This is a genomic window from Rubripirellula obstinata, from assembly GCF_001642955.1.
GTDB lineage: Bacteria > Planctomycetota > Planctomycetia > Pirellulales > Pirellulaceae > Rubripirellula > Rubripirellula obstinata.
This window is the reverse complement of sequence record NZ_LWSK01000249.1, coordinates 1-2,183: the sequence shown is the minus strand read 5'-3', so window position 1 is coordinate 2,183 and position 2,183 is coordinate 1. Positions and strand designations below refer to the sequence as shown.

The 2,183-nt window shown below is 54.9% G+C and carries 4 protein-coding genes; all 4 read left to right on the top strand.

Annotated features, from left to right (window positions below; genetic code table 11):
* Nucleotides 1-200: 200 nt before the first annotated feature.
* A complete protein-coding gene (locus tag RC85_RS25460; RefSeq protein ID WP_162273301.1) occupies nucleotides 201-920 on the top strand; it encodes a hypothetical protein in 720 nt (239 codons plus the stop codon).
* Between the two features lie 401 nt (nucleotides 921-1,321).
* On the top strand, nucleotides 1,322-1,459 hold the full coding sequence (locus tag RC85_RS28045; protein WP_162273300.1) for a hypothetical protein: 138 nt from the start codon (nucleotides 1,322-1,324) through the stop codon (nucleotides 1,457-1,459).
* A gap of 27 nt (nucleotides 1,460-1,486) precedes the next feature.
* A complete protein-coding gene (locus tag RC85_RS27275; protein WP_149753527.1) occupies nucleotides 1,487-1,690 on the top strand; it encodes a hypothetical protein in 204 nt (67 codons plus the stop codon).
* Between the two features lie 22 nt (nucleotides 1,691-1,712).
* Nucleotides 1,713-2,036 carry a hypothetical protein gene (locus tag RC85_RS28040; RefSeq protein WP_162273299.1) on the top strand — a complete coding sequence of 108 codons (324 nt, stop codon included), beginning with the start codon at nucleotides 1,713-1,715 and terminating at the stop codon, nucleotides 2,034-2,036.
* Nucleotides 2,037-2,183: the final 147 nt, after the last annotated feature.

Genomic DNA, 2,183 nt, shown 5'->3' with positions numbered 1-2,183 from the left:
TTGCCGACGGCATCGCAACGGTGCTTTGCGGATAACCATTGCATGCACCGGAGTGGCGGCCGCACGCTTTTCTCTCTGCTTGCACGTCTAATCCCGCCACCTCGGTGATGCATACCGTTATCCGACTAATGCACTCCAACGAGCTAACATTGCAGGGCCTACACCAACCGCCGGTCGCTGACGACTTCCCCTCGTCAAGTGTGACAATCACTGCGCGGCAGCGGCTTTCGCGCCCCGCGACCGCGCTCGTCGTTATGGCTTCAATCGGCTTGGTTTTCTGGGCGATCCGGATAATTTCGCTTTATTTTCGGTTTGCACGTGGCGTCCCAATCGACGTGGACCCCTGGGGGCTTGCCGTCGCCGTCCTTAAATTTGCCATTCTGATCGTAATCTGCATTGGCTCTGCCCGGATGGGACATCTGAAGTCATACCGGATGGGATGGGCCGCGGCGATACTTTCTTGCATTCCGGGTATCTTGCCCTTCTTCGTTCTGGGCGTCCCCTTCGGCTTATGGTCGATCGCATTGCTTAGTAAAGCAACCACCCGGTCTGCATTTGCCCTGTCCATCGCCGGTTCTATAGAACCCTCAAGTGCATTTAAAGCCGATTTGACGGCAAGAGAGACGCGTTCAGCTACCTTACCGTTACTCGCAGCTGGAATTCTATTGCTCATAGTCGCCGTAGCTGTGGCCGGTTACAGTTTGCTGGAAAGGACCGATGGGCTTTACGGCGCGGCACCACTTATGGTTTTGTTTCTTTTGGTGTTCAGCTTCGTATGCTTTGTCTTGCTTACGATATCGACCACGATTGCCATATACGCACTGCTGCACAATCATCGTCTCAGCAAGCTTTGCGCGATCATTCACGTTCCGGTGATTCTTATTTTTCTAGTTTGGTGTGGTTTTTTCTTGTCTTTGTAATTACTGGTACTAACGTCGCCGATCCCAATTCCCATGTGCGGATAACCATGGGATGCACCGGAGTACGGCTTGCACGCTTTTTCTGATGGTTGACTTTACTCTCCGTACCCGGTGATCCCGGACGTTATCCGACTGAGCCGCGGACATTTGCTGCCTTCCTCGCGCCCTGCGGGGCACAACCCATGCTCAACCAAATCCGCTCTGCCCCCAACGCTCGATCAATACTCAAGTCCAGACTGCCCTGCGGGGCATCAACCGACGCCCGAATTTCAATGCTCAATCAATGCTGAAGTGCCGGATGCACTGCGTGGCATCAACCAACGCCTGTCTTCGGGTTCTCGATTTATCGCTGCCCACCAAAACTTGCTTGACCGACCACTCTTTGCTAGGATTTTAACACGGTGATTGTCACCCAAGGGGACGAAGTCCGCGCTGACGGCCATATTCAGTGGTACATTGCGGATAACCATTGCATGCACCGGAGTGGCGGCCGCACACTTTTCTCTCTGCTTGCACGTCAAATCCCGCCACCTCGGTGATGCTTACCGTTATCCGACTGAAAGCACATGACACAACGAACACGACTTACAGCATACGGCGTGATCGGCATCGCGACGGTCACATGCCTCGCCGTCGCCCGCCAACGCTGGACATCTGGTTTCGCGAACAATGCTGACGCCGACGCCCTGCGGTTCTACTCTGCACTGGGTATTGGCGTGCTTGCATTGTTCCCAATCTCCTGTCTGTACTCTGCACTCAATCGTCGTTGACAGGACCGATCACGAAACTTGCATGACTGACCGCACTTTACTACGATCACACTTCCACGGGTCCACCCACGTGGACAGAGTCCGCGCTGACGTTTCGCATCGCAATGGTGCATCGCGGATAACCATTGCATGCACCGGAGTGGCGGCCGCACGCTTTTCTCTCTGCTTGCACGTCAAATCCCGCCACCTCGGTGATGCATACCGTTATCCGACTGAGCCGCGGACACTTGCTGCCAGCCTCGCGCCCTGCGGGGCACAACCAACGCATGAAATCCTTGCCGATCAAACCGAACTATTGCTCTTGACTTCGCATGCACGTCAATCACTCACTGCGACCGAGACCTAATCCAACGTTGACGGTTCCTCGATCAATTCATACTCGTGTTGGCGATGCGACGTTTTACCCTTTGCTTGCACGACCGGCGACGACGTACCGTATCGGCGGCGATCTTCCTTGGTCACGCATCTTCACTGATCGCCGCCGATACGGAAC

Excerpts from the sequence above, each read along its gene's own strand:
- RC85_RS27275 (WP_149753527.1), top strand. The coding sequence starts at position 1,487 with ATGACACAACGAACACGACTTACAGCATACGGCGTGATCGGCATCGCG.
- RC85_RS28040 (WP_162273299.1), top strand. The coding sequence starts at position 1,713 with ATGACTGACCGCACTTTACTACGATCACACTTCCACGGGTCCACCCAC.